Annotated in this window: 17 protein-coding genes; 7 read left to right on the forward strand and 10 right to left on the reverse strand. The window is 33.1% G+C overall.

Annotated features, from left to right (window positions below; translation table 11 throughout):
* From VGE71_RS12820 to VGE71_RS12840, 5 genes are all read left to right on the forward strand, one after another.
* On the forward strand, positions 1 to 562 hold a 562-nt coding region (locus VGE71_RS12820), incomplete at its 5' end, for a PDZ domain-containing protein (protein ID WP_331138682.1).
* Positions 563 to 712: 150 nt separating this feature from the next.
* A complete protein-coding gene (locus VGE71_RS12825) occupies positions 713 to 3,346 on the forward strand; it encodes a gliding motility-associated C-terminal domain-containing protein (protein WP_331138683.1) in 2,634 nt (877 codons plus the stop codon).
* A gap of 31 nt (positions 3,347 to 3,377) precedes the next feature.
* Complete coding sequence (locus VGE71_RS12830; protein ID WP_331138684.1) at positions 3,378 to 4,304, forward strand: type IX secretion system membrane protein PorP/SprF; 927 nt, start codon at positions 3,378 to 3,380, stop codon at positions 4,302 to 4,304.
* 10 nt (positions 4,305 to 4,314) lie between these two features.
* The gene (locus VGE71_RS12835) at positions 4,315 to 6,444 is read left to right on the forward strand and encodes an OmpA family protein (protein ID WP_331138685.1); all 2,130 of its coding nucleotides are present in this window, start codon (positions 4,315 to 4,317) and stop codon (positions 6,442 to 6,444) included.
* A gap of 67 nt (positions 6,445 to 6,511) precedes the next feature.
* Entirely contained in the window at positions 6,512 to 6,991 is a 480-nt protein-coding gene (locus tag VGE71_RS12840; RefSeq protein ID WP_331138686.1) for a hypothetical protein, read from the forward strand.
* A 99-nt stretch (positions 6,992 to 7,090) separates the two neighbouring features.
* Here VGE71_RS12840 and VGE71_RS12845 read toward each other — a convergent pair whose 3' ends face one another.
* Positions 7,091 to 7,471: a DUF1573 domain-containing protein gene (locus VGE71_RS12845; protein ID WP_223705182.1), complete on the reverse strand. Its 381-nt coding sequence runs from the start codon at positions 7,469 to 7,471 to the stop codon at positions 7,091 to 7,093.
* A gap of 277 nt (positions 7,472 to 7,748) precedes the next feature.
* Between VGE71_RS12845 and VGE71_RS12850 the strand changes: the two genes are divergently transcribed.
* Positions 7,749 to 10,382: a valine--tRNA ligase gene (locus VGE71_RS12850; RefSeq protein WP_331138687.1), complete on the forward strand. Its 2,634-nt coding sequence runs from the start codon at positions 7,749 to 7,751 to the stop codon at positions 10,380 to 10,382.
* Between the two features lie 204 nt (positions 10,383 to 10,586).
* Here VGE71_RS12850 and VGE71_RS12855 read toward each other — a convergent pair whose 3' ends face one another.
* The 5 genes from VGE71_RS12855 to VGE71_RS12875 all read right to left on the reverse strand — a co-directional run bounded on the left by VGE71_RS12855 (position 10,587) and on the right by VGE71_RS12875 (position 19,018).
* Positions 10,587 to 11,900 carry an APC family permease gene (locus tag VGE71_RS12855; RefSeq protein WP_331138688.1) on the reverse strand — a complete coding sequence of 438 codons (1,314 nt, stop codon included), beginning with the start codon at positions 11,898 to 11,900 and terminating at the stop codon, positions 10,587 to 10,589.
* Positions 11,901 to 12,039: 139 nt separating this feature from the next.
* On the reverse strand, positions 12,040 to 14,334 hold the full coding sequence (locus tag VGE71_RS12860) for a TonB-dependent siderophore receptor (protein WP_331138689.1): 2,295 nt from the start codon (positions 14,332 to 14,334) through the stop codon (positions 12,040 to 12,042).
* 249 nt (positions 14,335 to 14,583) lie between these two features.
* Positions 14,584 to 15,309 (reverse strand): DUF4198 domain-containing protein, encoded by a 726-nt coding sequence (locus VGE71_RS12865; RefSeq protein WP_331138690.1) that lies wholly within the window; start codon positions 15,307 to 15,309, stop codon positions 14,584 to 14,586.
* A gap of 165 nt (positions 15,310 to 15,474) precedes the next feature.
* Complete coding sequence (locus VGE71_RS12870) at positions 15,475 to 16,614, reverse strand: PepSY-associated TM helix domain-containing protein (RefSeq protein ID WP_331138691.1); 1,140 nt, start codon at positions 16,612 to 16,614, stop codon at positions 15,475 to 15,477.
* Positions 16,615 to 16,696: 82 nt separating this feature from the next.
* The gene (locus VGE71_RS12875; protein ID WP_331138692.1) at positions 16,697 to 19,018 is read right to left on the reverse strand and encodes a TonB-dependent receptor; all 2,322 of its coding nucleotides are present in this window, start codon (positions 19,016 to 19,018) and stop codon (positions 16,697 to 16,699) included.
* Positions 19,019 to 19,270: 252 nt separating this feature from the next.
* Between VGE71_RS12875 and VGE71_RS12880 the strand changes: the two genes are divergently transcribed.
* Positions 19,271 to 20,431 carry an MFS transporter gene (locus VGE71_RS12880; protein WP_144214809.1) on the forward strand — a complete coding sequence of 387 codons (1,161 nt, stop codon included), beginning with the start codon at positions 19,271 to 19,273 and terminating at the stop codon, positions 20,429 to 20,431.
* Between the two features lie 69 nt (positions 20,432 to 20,500).
* On the opposite strand, the gene VGE71_RS12885 is transcribed toward VGE71_RS12880, so the two are convergent.
* From VGE71_RS12885 to VGE71_RS12900, 4 genes are all read right to left on the reverse strand, one after another.
* A complete protein-coding gene (locus VGE71_RS12885; RefSeq protein ID WP_331138693.1) occupies positions 20,501 to 20,926 on the reverse strand; it encodes a hypothetical protein in 426 nt (141 codons plus the stop codon).
* A gap of 159 nt (positions 20,927 to 21,085) precedes the next feature.
* Positions 21,086 to 21,589: a DUF6265 family protein gene (locus VGE71_RS12890; RefSeq protein WP_331138694.1), complete on the reverse strand. Its 504-nt coding sequence runs from the start codon at positions 21,587 to 21,589 to the stop codon at positions 21,086 to 21,088.
* Between the two features lie 7 nt (positions 21,590 to 21,596).
* Entirely contained in the window at positions 21,597 to 22,334 is a 738-nt protein-coding gene (locus VGE71_RS12895; protein ID WP_331138695.1) for a protein phosphatase 2C domain-containing protein, read from the reverse strand.
* Between the two features lie 2 nt (positions 22,335 to 22,336).
* On the reverse strand, positions 22,337 to 22,810 hold the full coding sequence (locus VGE71_RS12900) for a DUF6265 family protein (RefSeq protein ID WP_331138696.1): 474 nt from the start codon (positions 22,808 to 22,810) through the stop codon (positions 22,337 to 22,339).
* Positions 22,811 to 22,930: the final 120 nt, after the last annotated feature.

The raw sequence follows: 22,930 nt of genomic DNA on the forward strand, positions 1-22,930 counted from the left end.
ATTTGATTTCAAAAAACCTATTGTCTCATTTCCAGATTCTATTTCTATTCGAAATGTAAAGATGGTCCCAGGACGTATTGGTTCGGTTGGAGGAGAAGTGCTTAAGCGTTTTACTTTGGTATTGAATTATAAAGAAAAGGAACTTTATTTAAAGAAAAACAGTCGATTTTCGGAGCCTTTTACCTATAATAAAAGTGGTATTACGATTCAGCATAATGGATTGCAGTGGGTTCAGGAAACGGTGCATTTAGAGACTGTTCGGGTGGCTTCAACTATTGACGAAATTCAGGAAAGAGAAAAAAACAACAATAATTTTAAGTATAAATTCGCCCTTAAGCCTGTTTACGAAATTGTGAATGTGCGTAAAAACTCGGCAGCCGAAAAATGTGGTTTACGTAAAGGAGATATTATTGTAAGCATAAATAGGATTCAACCTTATAAATACAGTTTGCAACAGATTAATAATCTTCTAAAATCTGAAGAAGATATCTGGATAAATCTAGAGGTTGAACGCAATAGTGTAGTGTTGAAATTTAGATTTAAACTGGAAGATGAACTTTAAAATTATTGAAAAAGAAGATCTATTTCCTAGCAATGAATAATAAGATTTTATAATTGTAATTTTTAAACGGATTTTAGTTTTGTGAAAAAACGGTTGTTAAAATTAGTTTTGTACATAGATATTTTATTATGTTTAACAAAAATTTAATCCATGGTAAAAAACTACATTAATTTCTTACAATTTGTAACGATTTTTATTTTTTTAACCTTCTTTTCTGCAAAACTTAGTGCCCAATGCGCTGGAATCGATTCACAAAAAATAATTTGTGATATTGAAAATCCAGTGAATCAATCATTATCTTTATTTTCGTTGTTGGGCGGATCTCCAGTTCCGGGCGGGACTTGGTCAGCTAATAATACCTCACGAGGGCTTGATCCTGTTACAGGAATTTTAAATGCCCAGTTTATCAGTCAGGCAGGAACATATAAGTATACTTATACTGCTCCCGCTACTGCAGGATGTGTAAATAATACTGCTGTTGTGACACTTGTAATTGGTCCTTATGCAGGAGTCGGGTCACAGGCTACAATCTGTAGTGATGAAGGCAGATATAATCTTTTTAATGCTTTTGATAGCAAGATAATGGGGCCACATTCTAACGGTATATGGACAACTGTTGATGGTCAAGTGGTACAATCTCCGATCTTTGTAGGTGATATTAACGAAAAAACAACATACGAACTTATATATACTGTACCAGGAATGCCAGAGTGCCCTTCTGCAAAACTCTCATCTACCGTATTTGTTACCGTTTTAAGAGCTCCAAGAACAGGAACTTCAACAAATTTAACTTTATGTGGTACTACAGATTTGGCCGGATATACCAATTATGATTTAAACGAATTACTAGCTGGTCAAGACAAGGGAGGAACTTGGACAGGTCTTGGTATAACTTCAGAAACAGATCACAATGTAAATCTTCAGGAAATTTTTGATACTTACGGTGCTTTCGATTATACCTATCAGTATACTGTTTTAGCAGTGCCTGATAATAAGGTTTGTCCTAATAAGACTATTTCAGTAGTTATTACCTTAGAAAAAAGACTAGATTTTACAGGTTCAAAAATTGTAGTAGAAAAAGATATCTGTGAATCTGAGATTGCAACGGCATCCTACATTGCAAGAATTAATCAAGGACCAGATTCTATTCCGAATGGACAATATAATGTTTCATTTACTGTAGCCGGACCATCTTCGGCATCAGAAACAGTAACAGCAAATTTTGCAAATGGAGTTCTAAGCTTTCCAATTCGTTCAGCGTATTTTAGACAAGTTGGGAAATATACAATTACCGTTGGAAGAATTGTGTCTACTACAAGTAAAAGATCTTGTATAGATATTTTTAGCCCATTTTCAACAGAGTTGAATATTTATCCTTTGCCACGTTTAGACGGAGCGGTCCTTACGGCTAATCCGACATGTCAAAACGATACAGCATCGGTTTTGGTAACAGCACCTCAATTATCCGATGGTGATTATCGTATTACTTATAATCTTTATGGCGATAATTTGGCAACAGCACAAACAGCTGTTTTACATGTAGAAGAAGGAAAAGGTAATTTTGAAATTCCAGGAAATTTAAATGTAAAAAGCGGATTAACAGTAATTAATATTATAAATATTGTCAATATTACATATCCTACTCCACAATGTAGTAATACCGCAAATGTAATAGGAAATTTAATTATTAATCCTCTGCCTAATGTAGCAGCGGTAAAAATAGCAGTGAATGATAATTGTTTAAACCAACAGTTTACTGCAAATGTTTCAGGATTAACAGATCTTAATGATGTAACGCTTTCTTATAGCCTTTCAGGTAGTAATTCCTCAGCACTAGAATCTGTTAGTTTGAGAGTGGTAAACGGAAATGCCAGTTTTCCTATTCCTTTGACTTTATTAGCAAATTCTGGCGCAACAACAATTACAGGAATTACCGTTACAAATAATGCTACAGGTTGTCAAAATGCATTGCAAAATGTTTTTGATGATTTTTTAGTCAATCCAATTCCAGTAGCTCCAACTGTAAATCCTCAGTCATTTTGTAAAGTAGAAGAAGCCACCGTTGCTAATTTAGTTCCAAACGGAAGTCAGTATAAATGGTATAGTTCAGAAACAGCTACCACACCATTAGCAGTTACTGCGCTTCTGCAATCAGGTAATTATTATGTAAGAGAAACTTCTGCGGCAGGTTGTACTTCAGAAGCTTCGTTGGTTGTTGTTACTATAAACGATTCGCCTGCTCCGGTATTAAGCTCAGACGGACAAAATTTTTGTGGATTAAAGAATCCGACTATTGCAGATTTATCAAATAATACGAATATACCTTCGACCGTGGTTTGGTATGATGCTCCAAACAATGGAAATTTACTATCGGCGACAACTCCTTTGATTGAAAGAGGTTCTTATTACGGTTTTAATTTACCCAATACAGATTGTTTTTCATCAGATTATTTAGAAGTCACTGTAACCTTAACAGCATGCGATAATGTACCGAATGACTTTTTTGTTCCCGATGGTTTTTCTCCAAACGGAGATGGCGTTAACGATTCATTCGTAATAAAAGATATTGAGTTTTTATATCCAAATTATACAATTGAAATTTATAACAGATACGGAAATGGGATGTATAAAGGAGATAAAAATAAACCCGCCTGGGATGGTAAGAACTACGAACAGAGTGGTGTTGCTGGCGGAATAGCGCCCAACGGAGTTTATTTTTATGTGCTTCACTTTAATAAAGACAATAAAGCACCAAAACAAGGTCGTCTTTATTTAAATCGCTAAATCTCTTTTATATTTTTAATATAATTTTCAAATGAAAAAAATACTACTCTTTATAAATTTCCTTTTCTATTTATCAGTTGCTGCACAGCAAGATCCAGAGTATACACATTATATGTATAATATGAGTGTTGTCAATCCGGCGTATGCAACTGGAGTGCCCGCCATGATGAATTTTGGAGGATTGTACAGAACGCAGTGGGTTGGAGCTTATGGCGCACCTAAAACCTTTACATTTTTTGGACACAGTGCCATTACAGATAAAATTGAAGCAGGAATTTCATTCATATCAGACGATATTGGGGACGGTGCTAAAAAAGAAAACAATGTCTACGCCGATTTTGCTTATGTTTTAAAATTAAGCGGAAAGAATAAACTATCGCTTGGTTTAAAAGCCGGATTTTCGTCTATGCAAAGCAATTTTAATGGTTTTCGTTTTACAGATTCTCAAACCGATGTTGCCTTTGCAGAAAATATAAATGCTACAAAACCAAATATTGGAGTTGGAGCTTATTACTTTAGAGATAATCTTTATGTTGGATTGTCGGTTCCTAATTTGTTGAAATCGAAATATATTCAGGAAAAAGCTGGAATTAATGCTTTTGGTTCTGAAGAAATACATACGTTTTTAACGGCTGGTTATGTTTTTCAGCTGAATGATATGTTGAAATTAAAACCTGCCTTTATGTCCAAATTTGTTAAAGGAGCTCCGATAACTTTAGACGTAACAGCCAATGTTTTGTATAACGAAAAGTTTGAATTTGGTGCAGCTTATAGAATCGACGATTCGGTAAGTGCATTATTTAATATCAATGTCACGCCAACACTAAGAGTTGGATATGCATATGATTATACACTAACGAATTTTGGGCAGTTTAATTCGGGGACACACGAAATTATGCTGTTGTTCGATTTAGATTTATTAGGGAAAGGGTTTGATAAATCACCAAGATTCTTTTAAAATGAAAAATATGAAAAAACTACTCGTTATTGTATTCGTATTTTCAATACAGTTTATAAGTGCCCAAGATCAGGAATTGATAAGAGCAAAGAAATTTTTTGACAGAACATATTATAGTGAAGCTATTATTTTATATCAAAAATTAGCTGACGAAAGACCTTCTCAAGAAGTCATAAAGAATTTAGCCGATTCATATTATTATACCAACGATTTAGTAAAAGCACAACGCTATTACCGTCTTTTGGTGAAAAACTACAGTAATAATCTGGATAGAGAATACTATTTTAGATATGCTCAAACTTTAAAAGCGACTAATAGTTATGAGGATGCGAATACTATTTTGAAAGAATATTATTCAAAATCATCAAATCCAGAAGATCTTGCTGCCTTTGAAAAGGATTTTAAAACCCTAGAGAATGTTAGTGCGATAGGAAAGCGTTTTGAGATTAAAAATCTAGCTATAAATACTCCAAATTCAGAATTTGGAGCGGTGAAGTATAACGATAAGTTGGTTTTTGCTGGAGTTAAATTAAAACCAAGTTTATTCGATAAAAAATATAAATGGGATAATGAGACCTATTTAAATTTAGTAGCAATTCCATTGAAGAATATAAATTCAGCAGATTCTGTTGTTCATTATTTTGCTAAAGAATTAAAGACAGGAATGCACGAATCGAATGCTGTTTTTACAAAAGATGGCAAAACGATTTATTTTACTCGAAATAATTCTAAAAATAAAAGAAAAAAGAAAGACGATAAGAAAATCTCCAATCTTCAGATTTTTAAAGCCGAATTAGTAAATGGAAAATGGACGAACATAACTTCACTTCCTTTTAATAGTCCAAATTATTCAACAGAGCATCCGGCTTTAAGCGCTGACGAAAAAGTATTGTATTTTGCTTCTGATATGCCGGGTTCGTTAGGTTCTTTTGATATTTATTCGGTTAATATCAATAAAGGAGCCTTTGATACTCCTAAAAATCTAGGACCAGAAATTAATACCGATAAAAGAGAACAATTTCCTTTTATATCAGCAGATAATAAACTCTATTTTTCTTCTGATGGCCATCTAGGTTATGGTTCATTGGATGTTTTTGTTGCTGAAATAAATGGAAATGAATATTCAAAACCAGTAAACATTGGTTTGCCTTTAAATTCAAATTCAGATGATTTTGCTTTTAATATAGATTCAAATACCAAAGAAGGATTTTTTGCATCCAATAGAGAAGGAGGAAAGGGCGGAGACGATATTTATCAATTCAAAGAAATTAAAGATTTAATTGTAGAAGATTGTAAACAGTTTATTGCAGGTACAATTACAGATGTAGATACACAATTGACTTTGGAAAATGCTACAGTATTATTGCAAGACGCTGAAAATAAAACTTTAAATACGATCACAACTTCTATTGATGGAAAATTCAGCTTTACAGTTCCGTGTGAGGCTTCTTATAAAATTGCAGCTTTTAAAGAAAATTACACCAATGCGTCAAAAACACTGACTTTAGACAAAACAAGAGATAAAGTTAATGACGCTTCGTTGGCGTTAAGATCTTTAGAAGCAATTAAAAAAGAAGAAAAACAAATTGCTGAAAATAAGAGGAAGCAGGAAATTATTATCGAAGAAGAAAATAAGAAAAAAGCAGAGCTTGCCGCAATAGAATTAAAACAAAAAGAGAAAAAAGCAAAAGAAGCTGAAATTGCTGCTGCAGAGGTAAAAAAGCAAGAAAAGGTAAAAGAAATTCTGGCACAAGAAAAAGATGTTGTGAAAGACAAAGACCGCTTGTTAATTAAAACAGATCCGATTTACTTTGATTATAATATGTGGTATATCCGTAAAGAATCGAAAGTAGTTTTAGGAAGAGTTGTCGAATTAATGAAGAAATATCCTGGAATGGTAATCGAAATTGGTTCGCATACTGATTCACGAGGAAATGCTAAATTCAATGAAGATTTATCTCAAAAAAGAGCAAACTCAACAAGAGAGTTTATTATTCAATCTGGAATCGAAGCCAAAAGAATTACTGCAAAAGGTTATGGAGAATCGGTTCCGATTATAAAATGCAAAACGGATGATGCTTGTTCTGAGGAAGATCACGAATTAAACAGAAGATCTGAATTTGTAATTAAAAATTTATAAAGTTTGTTGCAAGAAGAACAACCTTTTTTCGTTAATTTTATAGTATATCAAAAAAATAGAAATAATTATGAGAAATCTAGCCTTGTCTTGTTTGCTTTTATCCGTAATCGGATTGCAAAGTTGTAAAAATGAAGAAAAACAAAAAGCTGTTGAAGCTGCTAAAGCAGAAGGCGAAGTAGTAGTAAGCACTGCTTGTTATAAAGCAATTTATGAAAAAGATACTATAGATTTAAAATTGAATACCTTAAAAAACGGAAAACTATCGGGAGATATGACTATGAAAGTAGCTCCTTCGACAGTTAGAACTGGTGAAGTTGCAGGAGAGTTTCACGGAGATACCTTATTTGTAGACTATACTTTTAAAGTGAATAAAGAAAATCAAACATTCAAAAACCCAATGGCATTGTTAAAACGTGACAATCAACTTATTTTAGGAAATGGAACGATGCAGACAACAATGGGCGTAACCTATTTAGTAAAAGACAAACCAATCGATTTTGAAAAGGTTAAATATAAATTTGACACAGTTGAATGCGCTGCTAAATAAAGATAAGACTGAGAATAAGATTTATCTGATTTATCTAAAACAAAAAAGCCGTTTCTAATTTAAGAAACGGCTTTTTTGTTTTTATTATTTTTAAAAACCTTACTGAACTTCTCCTTTTATTTTAAGAGCAACTCGTCCATCAGGATAGTTTACTGCATTGGTTTCAACAGTAATTGTTTTACGAATAGGTCCTGCGACCATATTATATTTTACATCGATTTTTCCTTTTTTGCCCGGCTGAATTGCTGCCGCTGGTTTGGTTACAATGATAGAACTTACTGTAGATTCTGCACCTGTAATTAATAAAGGAGCGTCTCCGGTGTTAGTAAATTCAAAGGAACGAAGTCCGTTGTCACCTTTAGAAATTTTTCCATAATCAATTGTATTGTCTGGGGCTGCAAATTCAATTTTTGGGCCATTTTGTGCAAAACCTATTGCGCTAAACAATAAGATTGCAATAAAAGAGGCTGCATTTTTCATATGAAATTAGTTTTTAATTGTAAGTAAATATACATTCTTTTAATTAACACACAAATTATTAATTCGCTTTTTATAGTCTACTTAATTATTTACTTTTGCTGTGAGTTATAATTACAAAAATTGAACCAATTTTTTGTTTAACTGTCTAATCGTTTATTTGTTTAATCTTTTTGATTGAATTGTAAATAATCTCATTGGACAAAAAAATCAATTAAAAGGTTTAAATTTCATAACGATTAAACAGTTAAACAAATAAACGATTAAACAACCCAAGTAAATGACAATTCCAGCACAATTTGACGCTAAGACGATTGAGAGTAAATGGTATGATTACTGGATGAAAAATAATTATTTTCATTCAGAACCAGATCATAGAACACCGTACACCATTGTAATTCCGCCGCCAAACGTCACTGGAGTCCTTCACATGGGACATATGTTGAACAATACGATTCAAGATGTTTTAATTCGTCGTGCGCGTCTTAAAGGATTCAACGCTTGTTGGGTTCCTGGAACAGATCACGCTTCTATTGCTACTGAAGCAAAAGTGGTAGCGAAATTAAAAGCAGAAGGAATCAATAAAAACGATTTGACCCGCGAAGAATTCCTAAAACACGCTTGGGAATGGACCGATAAATACGGCGGAACAATCTTGGAGCAACTTAAGAAATTAGGTGCTTCTTGCGATTGGGAACGTACTAAATTTACGATGGATCCAGATATGTCTGCATCTGTAATTCGTTCTTTTGTTGATTTATACAACAAAGGATTAATTTACAGAGGATACCGAATGGTAAATTGGGATCCAGAAGCTAAAACTACTTTATCTGACGAAGAAGTAATTTATGAAGAACAACAAGGAAAATTATTTTTCTTAAAATATAAAATCGAAGGCACTGAGGAATTTTTGACCATTGCCACAACTCGTCCAGAAACTATTTTTGGAGATACTGCAATCTGCATCAACCCGAATGATGAGCGTTTTACACATTTAAAAGGCAAAAAAGCAATCGTTCCAATTTGCGGAAGAGTAATTCCAATTATCGAAGACGAATATGTAGATGTAGAATTCGGAACAGGATGTTTGAAAGTTACGCCTGCGCACGATATGAACGATAAAACGTTGGGTGAAAAACACAACCTAGAAATCGTTGATATTTTTAATGAAGATGCAACTTTAAACAGCTTCGGATTAAATTATCAAGGAAAAGACCGTTTTGTAGTTCGTAAAGAGATTGAAAAAGAACTTGAAGAAATTGGCGCTTTAGCAAAAACAGAAATTCACTTAAATAAAGTAGGAACTTCTGAAAGAACAAAAGCGGTAATCGAACCAAGATTATCAGACCAATGGTTCTTGAAAATGGAAGAATTAGTAAAACCAGCAATTAAGTCGGTTTTAGAAACGGGAGATATTAAATTACATCCAAAACGTTTCGAAAATACTTATGCGCACTGGTTGAACAATATTCGCGATTGGAATATTTCTCGTCAATTATGGTGGGGACAACAAATTCCAGCGTATTATTACGGAGACGGAAAAGAAGATTTCGTAGTTGCTGAAAACATTGAAGATGCTTTAATTTTAGCAAAGGAAAGAACGAATAACCCAGAACTTATGACTTCTAACCTTAAGCAGGATGTTGATGCATTAGATACATGGTTTTCTTCTTGGTTATGGCCAATGTCTGTTTTTGGTGGAATAATGGATCCAGAAAGTCCAGATTTTAAATATTACTATCCAACAAATGATTTAGTAACTGGTCCGGATATTTTATTTTTCTGGGTGGCGAGAATGATCATTGCTGGTTACGAATATGCAGGAGACAAACCGTTTACAAATGTATATTTAACAGGTTTAGTTCGTGATAAACAAGGCCGTAAAATGGCTAAACAATTAGGAAACTCTCCTGATCCTTTAGACTTGATTGAGAAATTTAGTGCAGACGGAGTTCGTGTAGGATTGCTTTTAAGTGCTTCTGCAGGAAATGATATCATGTTTGACGAAGAATTATGCAGCCAAGGAAAAGCGTTTTCAAACAAAATTTGGAATGCCTTCAAATTGATTAAAGGTTGGGAAGTTTCAGAAACTATTCCACAACCAGAATCATCAAAAGTGGCAATCGAATGGTACGAGGCGAAATTACAGCAAACTTTAGTTGATATTGAAGATAATTTCGAGAAATACAGAATTTCAGATTCTCTTATGGCAATTTATAAATTGGTTTGGGATGATTTCTGTTCTTGGTTCTTAGAAATGATCAAACCAGCATATCAACAGCCAATTGACAGCGTAACTTTCGCGAAAGCGATCGAAATGTTAGAAAACAATTTGAAGTTATTGCATCCGTTCATGCCTTTCTTGACAGAGGAAATTTGGCAGTTAATTACTGAAAGAACTCCAGAAGAAGCTTTAATTGTTTCAACTTGGCCAGAAGTAAAACCATTTGACGCGAAATTAATTTCAGATTTTGAAAACTCAATTGAAGTAATTTCTGGAATCAGAACGATTCGTAAAGACAAAAATATTCCGTTTAAAGATGCAATAGAATTAAAAGGAATCAACAGTGAGAATGTTTCAACTTATTTCGATTCAATCATAACGAAACTAGGAAACGTTTCTGCTTTCGAATATGTTTCTGAAAAAGTGGATGGCGCATTGTCTTTCCGTGTAAAATCAAATGAATATTTTATTCCGATTACAGGAAACATCGACGTTGAAGCTGAAATCGCAAAACTAACAGAAGAATTGAATTACACTAAAGGATTCCTGAAATCTGTTGAAGCAAAACTTTCTAACGAGAAATTCGTAAACGGAGCTCCAGAGAAAGTTCTTAATTTAGAAAAACAAAAACAAGCCGATGCTTTAGCAAAAATTGCTACAATCGAGCAGAGCTTGGCTGGTTTGAAATAAGAAATCAAACTTAGTTTATATTACAAAACCCGACAAATTTTAAAAATTTGTCGGGTTTGTTGTTTTCTAACAATCTTGTCATTCAGAGGAACGAGGAATCTTCGTAAGTGGCTCCATGCAGAATGTCGCCAATCTTTGTAGAGCTACTCGTGGAGATTCCTCGTTCCTCGGAATGACAAGAATGGTGTATAAATATTAAATGATTTATTTTTTCTTCTTCAAAAACAAAAACAAAGGATAAGAAACCAGTGTAATTCCAACAATTACAGCAAAAGCAATAGGATCGCTATAAATAAAGCCTAATAATAATCCAATCGAAATAATAATTGCAATTATAGTAGTCAACGGATACCAAAACGAACGATAAGGTCTTATCAAATCAGGTTCTGATTTTCTTAGTTTTATAAGTGAATAATAAGCTAGTCCCCATACAATTATTGAGATAAAAGCAGCGAATGAAAATAATACTTCAAACGAGCCAATGCAAATTAAAAACAAGCTGAAAAAAGATGAAACTAATAGTGCAACAATAGGAGTTCCACCTTTATTTACTTGAGTTCCTTTTTTGATGAAAAATCCGTCACGGCTTAATCCGTAAAGAATTCTTGGCGGAATCATCATAAAAGCATTCAAAATACTGATTAAGGAAAAAATGGAAATTACGGTAACTATTATGGCTCCTTTTTGTCCAAAAAGAATCTTAGCAACATCGGCTGCTGCCAAATTTGATTTGGCTAACGTTTCAAGAGGTAAAACATGAAAGAAAGCCGCGTTGACCAAAATATAAATAGCTACAACAAGTAAAACGCCACTATATAAGGATTTCGGAATATTTTTACCAGGATCATCATTTTCTTCTGCGAAAAAACAAACGGCATTCCATCCATTATAAGTTCCGATAATAAGCTGTAATGATTTGAAAAAACCAAAAATTAAACCGATTTGAAAAACCGAACTGTCTGTTTTTATTGCAGGAACTTCAACTCCAGAATACATAAAACAAGCAACAACTAAAGCCACAAAGCAAATTACTTTTAAGAAACTGGTAATCTGCTGAATTACACTACCGTTTTTTACACCGCTCAAATGCAATAAAACAAAAGCAAGTAATAAAGAAATGGATAGTACAGTCGAATAATTGGCTAATTGAGGAAATAAAATAATAGTATATTCGCTGATTACAATGCAGTAAAAAGCGGGCGGAATGGCATTGACAATATAATCATACCAGCCCGATAAAAAACCAGCATATTCACCTAAAGCTCTTTTAATATAATTATACGATCCTCCGGCTTTTGGAAGCATTGTTGCCAACTCTGAATAGGAATTGGCGCCAAGTAAAACATACAAACCACCAAATAACCAACAGGCATGAATAAGCCAATAATTGTTAAGCATTTCGGCAATAGTTCCCGGAGTTCTTAAAATTCCAACTCCAATTGTTCCTCCAATGAGTACGGCAATATTGAAACTAAGTCCTAAAGTTTTTGTCAATTGGTTTTTGGTCGTGTTTGACATATATAAAATATAAAAGGCGATTTTAAGACAAAAGTACTTATATTAAAGATATTTTTTTACAAAATAAAAAACCTCACCTTTTTCAAGATGAGGTTTTAATATTCAAAAAAAAATAGAAAGAATACTAATTCAAAAGTCTTTAGAATTTATAACGCAAACTTGTCATAACCTGACGAGGAGCGATTGGGTTCACACTATAATTTTCGTGAACTGTATAGTTTAATTCATTTGTAATGTTTGATAATCGACATAAGATCGAGAATTTTCTCCATTCATAACCAAGAGAAGCATCTACAGTAACGTATCCTTCTAGTGGAATATCACGATCTCTGATAGTGATGGTATAAGCCGGATCTGGATTTGGATTGGTTGGAGTAGGAGTAACTGCTGTCCAAAGATAATCATCATTCCATCCTCCAGTACGATCGCCAATATAATTTCCGATAGCTCCAAAAGTTACTCCTTTAAAGAAACCGCTAGGTAATTTGTAGAAAAAACTCAAATTGGCAGTATTTCTTGGTGTTCTTGCTAAAACATCTCCAACAACAAGACTTCCGTTTGTTCCAGATGATTTTGATACTTTGGTTTCGTTAAAACTATAACCAGCCATAATGTTAAGGCCTTCAAGAGGGTAAGCAGTAATATCAATCTCAACTCCTTTTCCTTTTGTAGCTCCAACTAATTCTTTAAGCGAAGTGTTGGCATTTTGTGTAACACCGTCTGCTAAAAAAGGAGCAGTTTGTGCTAAATTGTTGTTTGTAATTTGATAAACGGTAACGTTTGTACTCAAAAGACCTCCCCAGAAATCTTTCTTTACACCCGCTTCATATTGATCTATAATAGACGGATCTAAAGGTTTTAAATCAACTGTTGTTCCAGTGTTTGGAGTAAAAGAGTTAGAATAACTTGCAAATAATGATAAATCTTTAGTAGGTTGTACAACTAATCCCGCTTTAGGAGAAAAAGCTTTATTTATTGTTTTTGCTCCGTCTACTGTTTCGGCATTTTCAAGAGAAGTTGTGATAACTCCTTGTTTTACTGTTTCTTTCGCTGTTGCAACATAACTTTCTTGCCATGACCAACGTAATCCTGCTAAAACTTTGATATGTTTTGTAACTGAAATCAAATCTTGAGCATAAGCACCAAAACGCTGTGTATTAGTAGTCGCTAATTGTGTTGCTCTTGTTGGGTATGGAATATCACGACTTTGTGTACTGTAATCATATGTATAAAGATTTATTGCAGTAGCTTCTGTAGTAATAGCAGTTGTACCATTTGGTGTTGCGTAAAAACCGTAAGTATAACTTGGAGCCATAGAATTCTCATAATCAGCACCAGTAAATATCTGATGTTTGATTTCTCCAGTATTGAAAGTTCCTTGTAAACTTAACTGATCACCGAAAATGTTTTCAGCAGCATCAGATTTTGTTAAACCGCGTTTCCAGTTTCCATTAGCATCAATTGTACTTAATTGTGCAGTAGAAGTTTGTGTTCTTCTATAATATTGATAAGAAGAATTGAAGTTTAATTTCCAGTTTTTATTGAAGTCATGATTAAATAACATCGAAGCGCTGGAAGATTTAGTATTTGCAGTTGACCAAAGTGCTCCGAAGAACTCGTTACGAGGTAAATCTAAAATTGTTTTTCCATAAATTCCAGTACCGAAATCAGGAGTCCAATCTGCGCTTAAATAATCTCCTTGTACTGTAATTTGCGTTTTATCTGATAGATGAAATAAAAACGAAGGATTAACATAAATACGTTCGTTTTTGACAAAATCCCTAAAGCTTTCAGAGTTTTCATAAGATCCTGTAAAACGGTATGCAATAGATTTGTTTAAAGGACCGTAAAAATCAATAGTAGGTTTGTAATAAGAATAACTTCCAATTTGCATAGATACTTCGCCACCTTGGGTGAATTTAGGTGTTTTGGTCACTAAATTCATAATTCCGCCAGGAGCAACATTTCCGTACAATAAAGCAGAACCTCCTTTTAAGAATTCTACTTTTTCTAAAGAAGAAACTTCGGGGATAGAACCTGCATTGTAGCGGAAACCATTTTTAAACATATTATTGGCGCTCATATCATAACCTCTCGAAAAGAAAGATTCTTGTGCGCCACCACGAGCAGATCCTACATAAACACCATTTAAGTTCTTTACTACTTCGCTCAATCTGATGGCTTGTTGCTGTTCTATAATTTCGCTTCCAACGATTTGAACACTTTGCGGTAAGTCCATTACTTTGATTCCAGAACGAGCCGCTTCAATTGGTTTTTTAGGTTTATTTGCTGTAATTAAAACTTCGTTCAGAATTTCTCCTTTTTTATTTTTTACAGTATCTCTAACTGAAGAGGTATTTTCATTACTTGAATAATCTTGACCATAAGAGGCAAAACTTAATAATCCTAATACTAATAGTAAATTATATTTCATTGGTATTTATTTAGATTCAATAAAAATTATTGGTTGCAAATATAAATACACATGTTCTTTAACACGAAATTATGAAGTGGTTTTCTTACTTAAACCTTGCTTATTCTTTTCTTAAGATTTGCTTAGGAATTTTCTAATGATATTTTAATTTTGTATTAATGTAGCTCTTAATTAAGCAAAAAAAAACCTTGCTTTCTGGCAAGGTTTTTTCAATTGAAATTAAAATCTAAGAATGAGTTTCTTATAAAATTATTTTACAACAATCTGGTATGTAGCCATTTTCCAGATTTCGTCGTATTTTTTTCCATTGTGTTCTCCAGCAGATTTGTCTGTGTGAGCATATTCTACCATATAATTTCCAGACCAGATTGGTGTAAAAGAAAATTCTCCTTTATCGTTAGTCCATAATTCTTTTTCCCATCCGTTTGGAGCAATTACTTTTATTTTTGCTTCTTTAGCAACAGCACCTTCATAAGAAGCAACTCCTGTAACTTTAGTATCTTTTTTTGCAACGTCTGCATTTTCTGAGAATACAGCAATTTTATTCGTGTTTGATGTAATATTGTTTCCTGTTGCTTTGTTTCCAACCACTACTGTTGCGCTTGAATTGTAATCTAATTTCATAGTTCCGTAAACATCTTTTACAGTATGTTGCATTACAATAGTATAAACGCCATCTTCAGTTGGAGTAAAGAAAGCTTGATATTTATTGTCTAATGCTTTAGAAGTAAGTTTAGTTTCTTTTTTTGAAGGAGAAATTACAACTAAAGTGAAATCTTTTAAATCAGAAAACCATTTGTCGGCTTTTGTAATATCATTATCAGAGAACTCTCCAAAGTAAACAGAGATTTCCTGAGCTTTTCCTTTTGTTCCTGTTGCTTTAGTTTCAATCCAAAGGGCGTGAGCAAAAATTTGTGGTGCAGCAAAAAGCATTAAAAATAAAAAAGTTAATGTTTTTAGAGTATTTGATTTCATAAGATCAAGTTTAAAAATTAGTTGAATGATATTTTTTACAAACATACAGCTTATTTAGAATAGTTAAAAATAAAAAAGTCTAAAAAACTCCAAATTAATTCACACTTCGTAAAGAATCTGTTTTGAATTTTTCCAAAGTATAATTTATTGTGGTGAATGGTATCACTATTTAGCTTTCTTTTTATTATTTCTTCCCCACCAAATCAGAAATCCTGTGATTGGCAAACTTGCACAAATCATACTGACAAAAAAAGCGAGTACTTTTCCTGGAAACCCAAGAATACTACCCACATGCAGGTCATAGTTTATAAAACGGAATTTGTCACCATTATTCTTGTCTTCATATTTTATTGTTCTAATTGGTTTAGCCGTATATCGATCAAAATCTACAGAGGTATCATCAAAGCGATTTTGATATCTGATGAAAGTATTAAAAGTCGCTAGAGAGTCATTTTCTTTTGGGGCAAATAAATAATAACTTTTTGCTTTTGGATGCAATTGTTTAAGTGAAGCGAAAACTTTATCGGTCGAATTGATTTTTGTGTATTGAGTAGTGTCAGAAACGATTTTTTCTCTTTCGTATGTTTTTCCTCCATTCAATAGCCATTGTACTCCTTTGTCATACGATTTAAATGCCCAGACTAAACCTGTTAAGGCAATTAGTAAAGCAAAAAATAGAGAATAAAAACCCATGATGTTATGTAAATCGTAGTTTTTACGCTTCCATTTTGTGGAGTCTTTCCACTTAAACCAAAAACGTTGTTTGGCTGCTTGTTTGTTTTTGGGCCACCAAAGTATGAGGCCTGTAATTAAAGAAATTATAAATATAATCGTTGCCGTTCCTGTAATGTAATCTCCAATTTTGCTGTTTAAACATAAGGTCTGATGCAACATTCGAACAAAGACAAAAAACTCAAAATTGACATTTTCTTGTTGTTTTACTTTTCCGCTGTAAGGATCTACATAGAGATAAGTACTTTGATATTGGTTCCAATACCAAAAGGCATCTGGATTTAATTCTTCAAAAAACCAAACAATAACAGTGCGGTTATCTTCATTAACAATTCGGCATCCGGAAATTGATTCTTTCTGGTTTTTGTTGGCTTTTTTTGCAATTTCTATGATTTGGCTAAGAGGCAGTTTTTTTTCTTTAACCTGATCAACTTGGTAATAATCGTGAACAATGGGGCGTAATTCTTCTTCAAAAGAATACAGGCATCCTGTAACACCCAATATTACCACAATTAAGCCAGAAGCTAATCCCAGCCAAAGGTGAATTTTAAGAATGAGTTTTTTAAAAGTCATTTGCTATAAGTTGTGTTATCAAAAAAGCACCTCATGACTTTTAGTAGAGGTGCTTTTGTTTTTTTAGTTTTTAAATTTGGTTTTAGAATTTAATTGTCAAACTAGCTAAAATATTTGTTGGAGCTTGCGATGTACCCCAAAAATCCCAATATTTTTCATTAGTAATATTATTGAATTTTAAACCAACTCTCCACGATGTATGATCATAATATACAGATCCATTTAAAGTTGTATAAGATGGCATATAGAAAGTATTATCGGCAGTAAAGAAATTCTTGTCGATATAGTTTGCACCAATACCAAAACCAAGACCTTTTAGTTTGTTTTGGAAAGTGTATGAAGACCAAAAGTTAACTACGTTTTCTGGTGAAGATGTAGCTTTGTTTCCTTCGATAGAAGCATCAGAAGCTTTTACAATTCGGTTGTCATTATAACCATATCCTGCAATAATGCTTAATCCGTTAATTGGAGCTGCTACCAATTCAAAGTCAAAACCTTTACTAACTTGTTTACCATCTTGTTCTGTAAAACCTGAAGCATTAACTCTTGTAGCATTATCAATTGTAATATTATAATAACTTACAGAACCAGTTAATTTTTTGTTGAATGCTTCTGCTTTAATACCTCCTTCATATTGTACCGCATAAATAGGGTCTAAGACGAATAAAGAAGCATCTGGCTGCGTAACAGGCTGCATATTTTGGAAACCATTCATGTAATTTCCAAAAACAGAAACTTGGTCTTTTACTAATTCGTAAACTAATCCCAATTTCGGAGCCAAAGCCGTTTGGCTATAGCCTTCTGTAGTACCCACTTTTTCACGGTCAAAATTATCCAGACGTAAACTTAGCATCACAGAAAGACGATCTGTAAAATTAATTACATCAGAAGCATAAACACTAAATGTTTTTTGATCTGCGACAGGAGAGGTGGTAAGAACAAGTCCAGCATCAACTGCTTTTCTTCTAATAGGAGCAAATGGAGCAGTAACATCAATATTGTCAAGAGTAAAAGTACTTCCGCCTGAAAAAGAACCGCTGTAAAGTCTGTAATTTATACCAGTAAGAAATTTATGTTTGATACTTCCGGTAGAGAATTTTCCGTTTAGATTTTCCTGAATGTTAGTGTAATTGTTAAAAATTGGTCCCCAAAGTCCAACTCTTCTTGCAGCCTGTGTTGGTGAACTCCAAACCGCATAACTCTGATAACTACGTTCTACATCTTCTCCTACAAATGAAAAGAGAGTTGTAGATTTCCAGTTTTCAGATATTTCGTATTCTGCTTGGGCAAAAACTTTAGTAGACTTTGTTTTCGCATCGTTATCATCATGGAACATAGATTTTCTATAATCTATTTTTAAATCATTTGGATTTGTGATTCCAGAAGTTGCAGCATAAGTATTATAAGTACGTCTTGTGTTGTTCACATTATAAACTTCAGCGTCGATATTGAAAGTAAGTTTTTCAGAAGCCTTATACGTAAGACTTGGTGCAAAAAGCAATGCATTATTGAAACCATAATCCAAGAAGCTTTTCTCTCTGTTCACGGCCATATTTACTCTAAATAGTACCGATTTATCTTTGTTTAATGGTGTATTAACATCGGCAGTAAGTCGGTTTAAGTTGTAGCTTCCTGTAGTATATGAAACTTCGGCTGCAGTAGTTTCGTGAGGCTTTTTAGTCACTAAATTTACTACTCCTCCAAATGATGAAACAGTAGAACCAAATAAAGTTCCAGATGGCCCTTTTAATACCTCAATACGTTCTACATTTCCAAGATCAACAGAAGAACGACCCGAAGCCGTTTCCATTCCGTTTCTGGCATTTACTCCAGTTGAAAATCCTCTAAAAATAACACCAACTCCTCCGGACGGATAGCTGATAGAAACAACTCCTGGTGCATTTTGTACCGCACTTCTAATATCTACTGCAACTTGTTCCGTCAAAAGCTCTTTATGGATAACGCTGTAAACTTGTGGATTTTCTAGATTTTTAAGAGGCATTCTGGCAACATAGTCTGTTTTTTTTGAGACAATGCTTTTCGGACTGCTGATAATAACTTCTTTTAATTCTTTATTAGAAACTTTAAGCTGTAAATTAACGGTATTAGTTTCGTTTTCTAAAACTGTAACTTCAGTTTCTGCGGTTTCATAACCCGCTAAAGACACCTGTAATGTATAAGAATTGGCTCTTACTTTATTGAAGTCAAAAGTACCGTCATCATTAGAAACGGTTCCGTATTTAGTGTTTTTAAGAATAATGTTTACTCCTGCGGCTGCTTCGCCGTCTGAGGTAGTAATAGTTCCTTTGATTTTCCCGTGATTCTGTGCAAAAACGGATAGGAAAGAAAATAAAAAACTGAGTGTAAATAGAAAACGTGAAGTTTTCAAACTGACATAATTCATTGCTAATTTTTATTGGTTTATAATTAGTTCTTATTTAGAATAAATAAAAACAGGGCAAATGTAAAAATTATATTTCCTTTAACAAACTTTATTTTAAGGATTTATTTAGCGAATCTTAAGGTTTTTTTAAGAAAGTAAGGGGATTCTGTTTTTTGAATTATTTGAAAGAAATTTAAGTTTTTATGAAAAAAGAAAAAAGAAAGAGGCTTACCCTGAAAAAAGCCTTAATTTTGCAGTCTGAAAAACAAATTCATGATTTTATCTTTCTTTAAAAAAATTCAAAACACGCCTAGAGGATATCGTATAGCCAATACAGTTTTTTTCTTTCTTTCAGGTTTTGGATATTCTTCTTGGGTATCGAGAATTCCACATATACAAGCACAATTGCATTTAAGTGAAGCACAATTTGGGGCCGTTTTATTCGCTTTTCCGATTGGGTTAATGTTGACCATGCCTTTTACAGGAAAACTGTTGAATAAATACAGCAGCCGTTATATTATGCTTTTGGGAGCGATTATGTTTAATATCGTGCTCTCATTACCAGGTTTGGTAGCTTTTGTATGGCAGCTCGTAATTGTACTTTTAATTTTTGGAGCTTCTCGTAATATTTTCAATTTGTCGATTAATGCGCAATCTCTCGAAGTACAAAAATTATATCCAAAATCTATCATAACACGTTTTCATGCTGTTTGGAGTATTGCGGTCTTCTCAGGAGCTGGTTTAGGGTATGTAATGGTAACACAGAAAATTGCACCATCACACCATTTATTGGGAGTGAGTGTTTTTATGCTGGCGCTAACGGCTTGTTTTTACCCAATGAGTATTCATAATGAACCTGTTCCGGTTAAAAAGAAGTTCTTCTCAATGCCAGAAAAAAACTTGGTAAAATTTGCCTTGATTTGTTTCGTTTCTATGGCTTGCGAAAATACAATGTACGATTGGAGCGGAATTTACTTCGAAAATATTCTAAAAGCTTCTCCAAAATTAACCAGTGCCGCATTTGTCTTTTTCGCCTCTGCAGTTACATTGGGACGTATTTTTGGCGATTATGGTGTAATGAAATTTGGAACTAAAAAAATCCTTTTGTACAGCGGAATTTTAATCACAATAGGTTTTGGAATCTGTTTTATTCTTCCGTACGCTTATCCAACTATTTTTGGTTATGTTTTAATCGGATTTGGGGTTTCCTGTGTAGTTCCTTTGGTTTTTAGCATTGCAGGAAGATCATCAAAACTAAGTAGCGGTTCTGCCTTGACTTCAATATCTACAATTGGTTATTTAGGATTTTTATTGGTTCCGCCAATGGTTGGTTTTATTTCGGAATACCTAAGTATGAAATGGGCTTTCCTGATTATGGCACTTTTAGGAATACTGATGATTTTTATGGTGAATAAAATTGGGGAGAATGAGTAGTTTTTTTGAAGTTATAAGTTTATTAGAAAAACTCTGAAGATTAAGATTGATACATTATTGTATAGATTTTTAACTAATTTGCTTGTTTAACTCGTTTATCAATTCGGCAATATTTTCAACCATACTTATGACATAAAACTTTCCTTTTTTTGATACAACTCTATACCCAGAAGGAATTTTCGTGATAGAAAAGATCGAATTTAAAGGAATGGTCTGTACAGGTTTTTCTTTTTCAGTTATAATGATTTCTTCGTTATCAATTTCGTAAGTTATAGTAAGTTTGTTTCTAAATTTTCTGTCGAAATAAAACCAAGCAAATGGAGCTAAAAGTATAATAGAGATAAAATATATTGTAGAGACTAAAGGACCTGAACCAGGGCTGTCAGACAAAGCATAAGTCGCAATTACTATACCTACTCCATAGTTGAGAGACATGAAAAGTCTGTTTTTTTTAATTGCTTTTGCTTTGTTTTCTTCTGTAATACTGTATTCCATTTTTTTATTTAGAGTAGATAAGTTTTTGTGAATAAATTACTTTCAAGGGGAATAAATGATTTTGGAATAAACGAATACTTTTAATATAAGATACTATTCACTAGGATACGAAGACCTAAAAAGAAAAAACAAGTTAATATAATCAACATTCTAATAGAATTATCTCTTCGCCATTAGAAATTTTTCAGAAGCCACTTTTCCTTTTTTCACTCCGAAAATTTCTGCTACTAAAGAATCATTTCCAACTTTCTTATAAACAATTTTAGATGGATAATCGTGTTTTGGGTTTTCAAAAACAATCTGATTGTCTGTAGATGACGTCATCACAAAAGTTACTGGAAGTTCATCATTCTGTCCTGGAACGGTAACGATAAAAGATAGTTTGCCATTTTTGTCTTCAAGACTTACATGTTCTCCAAAAACGGTGTCTTTTTCGCCCACAACAAAATAAGATTCGCCAAAATAAACCGAATCATTTTCTTTTTTCCAACGCTCCGTAAGTTCACCTTCAGCCGATTTATTTCCCCATTCACCAATAAACCATTCGGCTTTGGCAAGATTAGGATAAGTTTTTACTGGAATTTCGGTTTTGATTTCTTTTTTGCAAGAGGTTAAAACTGTTAAAGTTAAAATAACCAATAATGGAATAGTGTGTGCTTTCATAATATATTTATTTTAAAATTCTAATTATAGAAAAATCATCTGTTGGTTTTAGTCCATATTCGTTTTCTAGTTTTTTTAATTTTAAAGCAATCATGTCCTCTTTTTCAGAATTTACTTTGTCGATTGTTAAAAAGTGAATCACATCTATTTCTTCTTTAGACTCATTTCGTTTTAATTTATCGAATGTAAAAATTCCGTCCGTTGCGATACTAACATCAATAAGTGAATTAAACTCAATTTTTTGTTTTTGTGAATTGTAAAAAGTTTCAAAATCTTCAAGTAGATGAAAACCTATATAATCAGGTTTATTATCCTGCTCAAATTCGGTCGTTTTTCCGTTGATATTTACAAAACCATCACCAATCGCCAAGACAATTCCCTTTTCCTGATCCTTATGAAACAAAAGAAGGATTAATGTTGTAAGCAGCTCTTTTTGATCCATCATTAGCTGATTTTGAATCAGTCGAAGCTCGTTTAATACATCTTTTAAAATAAACTTTAAATTTTCTTCAAGAGTAAGAGGTTTTGTTTCTTTCTCTACAAATTCTCTATAGCCCTTTTCGGTACAGATTTTTTTTAGAATTTTTCCAACTAACAAAGAAGCAAATTGACTTTCCAGCGCCGTTGTACAGCCATCCATTACTGCGCAAAGAATTTTATTTTTTCCGTATTCACCAACAAAAAAGTGATCCTCGCAATTATTTTGATGGTAATCACCAATTTGTAGTGCTGAATATATTTTCATATTTATTTCTTCGTCATCACAAATTTCTCAGAACTTGGTTTTCCATTCAAATTACCAGAAATTTCGGCTGTCAAAGTATTTGCGCCTTTTGTATAAGTAATTTTTTGAGGATAGTCGTGTTTAGGATTTTCGAAAACTAATTGTTTATCTGTTTCAGAAGTAGAAGGAAAGAAAACAGGTTTGTCGTCGTTCTGGCCTTTTACTGTTGCTTTGTAAGTTAACGTTTCTCCTAATTGTGCCAAAATAATAGTTTCAAAATGCAAAGTGTCTTTTCCTTTTATAAAATAAGAAGAAGCGCTAAAAGTACTGTCGTTTAGTTTTTGCCAGTTTTCGCTTAAAATGCCTTCTGCAGAAGTATTTTCCCAGTTTCCAATTAACCAGTCGGCCAATTTGATTTTGTCTTTTTCAACTGCTTCTTTTTTCTGGCAGGAAACAAAAGCGATTAGAAGTGCAATAAGAGTAATTTTCTGAAACATATTTTAAGGTTTGGTTTGTTGGCACTAAAGTAATAAAAAAATGGTTGCAACGAATTACACAAATTTCCACTAATTTACTTTAAAATTTATCTAATATCTGCCACAGATTAAAAGGATTAA

Origin of the sequence: Flavobacterium sp. (assembly GCF_036405015.1) — a bacterium.
Lineage (GTDB): Bacteria > Bacteroidota > Bacteroidia > Flavobacteriales > Flavobacteriaceae > Flavobacterium.